The organism is Saccharomonospora halophila 8 (assembly GCF_000383775.1).
GTDB lineage: Bacteria > Actinomycetota > Actinomycetes > Mycobacteriales > Pseudonocardiaceae > Saccharomonospora > Saccharomonospora halophila.
Genome location: NZ_KB912562.1, coordinates 23,355 through 27,421, shown reverse-complemented (window position 1 = coordinate 27,421; position 4,067 = coordinate 23,355). Strand labels below are relative to the sequence as shown.

6 protein-coding genes are annotated in these 4,067 nt (G+C 72.6%); 2 read left to right on the top strand and 4 right to left on the bottom strand.

What is annotated here, in order from left to right; genetic code table 11:
* Positions 1-58 precede the first annotated feature (58 nt).
* Together SACHA_RS0113735 and SACHA_RS0113730 are read right to left on the bottom strand one after the other, a co-directional pair.
* Positions 59-1,342 carry an ATP-binding protein gene (locus SACHA_RS0113735; RefSeq protein WP_019810719.1) on the bottom strand — a complete coding sequence of 428 codons (1,284 nt, stop codon included), beginning with the start codon at positions 1,340-1,342 and terminating at the stop codon, positions 59-61.
* 80 nt (positions 1,343-1,422) lie between these two features.
* Positions 1,423-2,187: a response regulator transcription factor gene (locus SACHA_RS0113730; RefSeq protein ID WP_028663169.1), complete on the bottom strand. Its 765-nt coding sequence runs from the start codon at positions 2,185-2,187 to the stop codon at positions 1,423-1,425.
* A 9-nt stretch (positions 2,188-2,196) separates the two neighbouring features.
* Between SACHA_RS0113730 and hisN the strand changes: the two genes are divergently transcribed.
* Positions 2,197-3,009, top strand: a complete 813-nt coding sequence (gene hisN, locus SACHA_RS0113725) for a histidinol-phosphatase (RefSeq protein ID WP_019810715.1) — start codon at positions 2,197-2,199, stop codon at positions 3,007-3,009.
* Between the two features lie 349 nt (positions 3,010-3,358).
* Positions 3,359-3,631, top strand: a complete 273-nt coding sequence (locus SACHA_RS0113715) for an ECF-type sigma factor (protein WP_019810711.1) — start codon at positions 3,359-3,361, stop codon at positions 3,629-3,631.
* A gap of 19 nt (positions 3,632-3,650) precedes the next feature.
* Here SACHA_RS0113715 and SACHA_RS0113710 read toward each other — a convergent pair whose 3' ends face one another.
* Both SACHA_RS0113710 and SACHA_RS24575 read right to left on the bottom strand, forming a co-directional pair.
* Positions 3,651-3,920, bottom strand: a complete 270-nt coding sequence (locus tag SACHA_RS0113710) for a hypothetical protein (RefSeq protein ID WP_019810709.1) — start codon at positions 3,918-3,920, stop codon at positions 3,651-3,653.
* The coding region (locus SACHA_RS24575) for a TNT domain-containing protein (protein ID WP_232211884.1) at positions 3,917-4,067 on the bottom strand (151 nt) is incomplete at its 5' end. The genes SACHA_RS0113710 and SACHA_RS24575, both read right to left, overlap by 4 nt.

Below are 4,067 nucleotides of genomic sequence, written 5' to 3'. Positions count from 1 at the left end.
CGGGTGACGATGTGCCCGCCCGGCGCTGATCCCGCCCGGGCGGCGACCGGCCCCCGCGTCAGCGCGGCGTCCGTTCCTCCGGCCAGGCCACGGCCGCCACGTCACTGGGTGTGGGTACCCGCAGGAACAGGGTGAAGGTGGCGGGCCGCTTCGTCGACAGTTCGAGCCTTCCCCCGTCGGCCTCGGCGAGCGCGCGGGCGAGCGCCAGACCCACGCCCGTCGAACCGCTGCCGGAGAAGCCGCGGTCGAACACGTGCGAGGCGAGCTCGTCGCCCACCCCGGGTCCTTCGTCCTGCACCTGCACCAGCACCGTGCCGTCGGCCTCGCCCCGCCGGGCGGTGAGGCTCACGGTCCCGTCCCCGTGATGAACGGCGTTGTCGAGCAGCACCCCGACGACCTCACGCAGCCGGGCGGGAGTCACCCGCACCACCAGTCCCTCGTCCACCTTCACCCGCAGCGCACGGTTCTCCCGCCGCAGCACGGGGCGCCACTCGTCCGCGATCCCGCCGAGGTCCCGGTCCAGCTCGACCGGTTCCGCGCCGACCTCACTGGCCGCGCGGGCGGCGGCGAGCAGGTCGTCCAGGACGGCGGCCAGCAGGTCGGCCTGCTCCCGCGCGGCCTCCGCCCCCTCGGCGACGTCCGTGTCGGGGTGCTCGGCCAGCGTCTCCAGACGTAGTTGCAAAGCGGTCAGCCGGCTGCGCAACTGGTGCGAGACGTCCCCGACGAGCTGCCGTTCCCGCTGCACGAGCCGGGCCAGCGCCGTGGCCGAGGCGTCCAGAGCGTCGGCCACCATGTCCAGTTCGGCCACCTCGTACCGGCGGGGGTCCGGCCGGAAGTCACCCCCACCGAGCCGGGCCGCACGGTCGGCGACGTGCCGCAGCGGCCGGGCCAGCTTGCGTGCGGTGACCGTGGCCACCACCGTGCCGGTCCCCACCGACAGCACCACCAGCATCAGCACGGCCAGTGCCACCTGCGTCTGCCGGGTCCGGAGCGGCCCCGCGGGGATGCTCAGCTCCACGGTGCCGTTCTGCGCGATCGGCACCGTCTCGGTCACCACGTCCGTGCCGAGTGGGCTGCCGTGCCGCAGCGTCGGCCCCTCGGGCCGGTACACGGTCAGCGCGCCGTCCTGCGGCACGGCCACCCGGACCTGGTCGAGGTCGAGCGGGCGGCCGTCGGCCAGCTGGTCGTCCAGGATCGCGGCGATGCGCTGCGCATTGGACGCCAGGTCCTCGCGGGTGACGTTGTCCACCAGCACCCAGCCGGTGACCCCCAGCGGAATGCCCAGCGCCGCACCGGTGACAGCCACGGCGAGCAGGATGGCCAGCAGGATGCGACGGCGCATACGTCACCCGGTCCCGTCTCGGTGTCGTCCCGGTGTCGTCCCACGCGGGGTCGAATCGCTCGAATGCATCGCTCGGTTGATCATTCGGTGTTGAAGCGGAAACCGACCCCGCGCACCGTGACGATCCGCTCCTCGCCCGTCCTGCGGGCCGGTGCGGGGTCGCCGAGCCCGGGAGCGCCGGTCCCGTCCCCGTGCTCGGGGAGGTCCACCGCGAGTTTGCGGCGCAGCCAGGACATGTGCATGTCCAGCGTCTTCGACGTGCGGAAGGTCTCCGGATCGAGGTCGCTCCACACCTCGGCCAGGATCTCCTCCCGGCTCACCACCTGCCCCGCGTGCGCCAGCAGCACCCGCAGCAGCTCGAACTCCTTGTTGGCGAGGGTGACCTCGACACCGTCCACGGTGACCTGGCGCGCGCCCACGTCCAACCGCACCCCGCCCGACTCCAACACCTCCGGGGTGCGCCGGCGCAGCAGCGCGCGGATCCGGGCCAGCAGTTCGGCGAGCCGGAACGGCTTGGCGACGTAGTCGTCGGCGCCCGCGTCGAGGCCCACCACGAAGTCGACCTCGTCGGTGCGGGCGGTCAGCATCAACACCGGCAGGTCCGGGTCGCCGGTTCGCAGCCTGCGGCACACCTCCAGCCCGTCCATCCCCGGCAGCCCGAGATCGAGCACCAGGAGATCGGCCCGGCCGCAGGAGGCGCGTTCCAGCGTCGTCGGGCCGTCGGCGACGACCGAGACGTCGTAGCCCTCCCGCTCCAGTGCCCGCGAGAGGGGCTCGGCGATCGCCGGATCGTCTTCGGCTAGTAGGACCACGCTCACCGTGCCAACCTTACGGCGCGCCGGCATGAAAACATCGTGACCGTGTCGCGATACTCTCTTGATCTGGATCTCGCCCGGGCCCTGGCCGACGCCGCCGACGCGATCACCACGGCCCGCTTCCGCGCGCTCGACCTGACCGTGGACAGCAAGCCCGACCGGACCCCGGTGACCGACGCCGACACCGCGGTCGAGGACGCCGTCCGCACCCTGCTGACCCGGCACCGTCCGGACGACGCGGTCGCGGGTGAGGAACGCGGCGGGTCCACGACCGGCCCCGGCCGGGTGTGGGTGATCGACCCGATCGACGGCACGAAGAACTTCCTGCGCGGCCTGCCGGTGTGGGCGACACTGATCGCGCTGGTCGAGGACGGCACCCCGGTCGTCGGTATGATCAGCGCACCGCTGCTGGGCAGACGCTGGTGGGCGGCGGCCGACGCGGGCGCGTGGCTCTCCGACGGCTCCGGGGTGCGCGGGATCGGCGTCTCCCGGGTCACCGACCCCGCCGACGCCACCGTGTCCACCACCGACCTGGGGTCGTGGGTCGAGCACCACCGGCGGGAGTCCTACCTGCGGCTGGTGGACGCCACCTGGGAGAGCCGCGCGTTCGGCGACTTCTGGCACCACTGCCTGGTGGCCGAGGGCGCACTGGACATCGCCGTGGAACCCGTCGTCAACACCTGGGACGTCGCACCGGTGCGGGTGCTGGTCGAGCAGGCGGGCGGGCGGTTCACCGACCTGGCCGGAACACCCCGCATCGACGGCGGCTCCGCCCTGTCCACGAACGGCCTCCTGCACGACACCGCACTCGCCCTGCTCTCCGAACCGGACACCGAACCCGGCACACACTGAGCGACGTCGCCGCGGCGGGTCAGGGCAGCACGCCCACCGCGCCGCGGGCGACCCTGACACAGACAACTCTTCTTTACACGATCCTCGCGACAAGGTAGGTTGTCTAGGTGCGGATAGGTGGCCCAGCGCGCAAGCACGGAGTGGCTGACGCGGACATCCGCCATGCCACCCGCCACGGGTTGCGCCGCATCCGCATGGACGGGGATCTGACCATGCTCATCGGACCGTCACAACCGGAGCGCTGTTGGAGATCGGCGTCCTCGGCCTTGAGGGTGACGATCCCGTCGTCATTCACGCCATGCTCCTCCGAGCGAAGTTCCAACGGTTCCTGTGAAGGAGGTGACCACCGATGCGACACACCGACGATGAGCTCGACCTCGCTGCGGCCCGGTTCGAGCAGCTCGCCGACAACCTCGACCCCGACACGGACGAGGTCGACCACACCGACGACCTGCGCACGATCGCGGACGCGGCCGAGGCCGTGACCGCGGACCAAGCCCGACTGCGCGAAGCCGTCGCTCTGGCCCGGGCACACGGCCGTTCATGGAACGACATCGCCCTGGCTCTCGGCGTGAGCCGCCAAGCTGCCCGCCAGCGCTTCGCCGACGTCGCCGCGGCCTGAGCGACGTCGCCGCGGCGGGTCAGGGCAGCACGCCCACCGCGCCGCGGGCGACCTGGGCCCAGGTGAGCCGGCCGAACAGGTAGTGACACGCGACGTGTTCGTCGGTGAACCGGGCCCAGTCGTAGCGGGTGCCCTGCTCGCGCCAGAACACCTCCCACACCGGCCCGCCGTCCGCCTCGTCCCCGGCGCGCAGCACGCACCACGTGTCGTCGGACTCGGTGCCGACCGAGACGACCTCGTGCGGCACCCCGACCGCGTCCAGCCAGCGGCCGAGCGACTCGGTGTTCATCCGCGCTCCCCCTCCGTGTCGTTCCCGTGTGCCTCCTCGAAGGTGACGTCGGCGAGCCGACCCAGGGTCACCAGCTCGGCGGCCGAATACACCGTCCGGTACCGCACGCCGCCGCCCGGCTGGCCGAACCAGGCGGCCGACACGGCC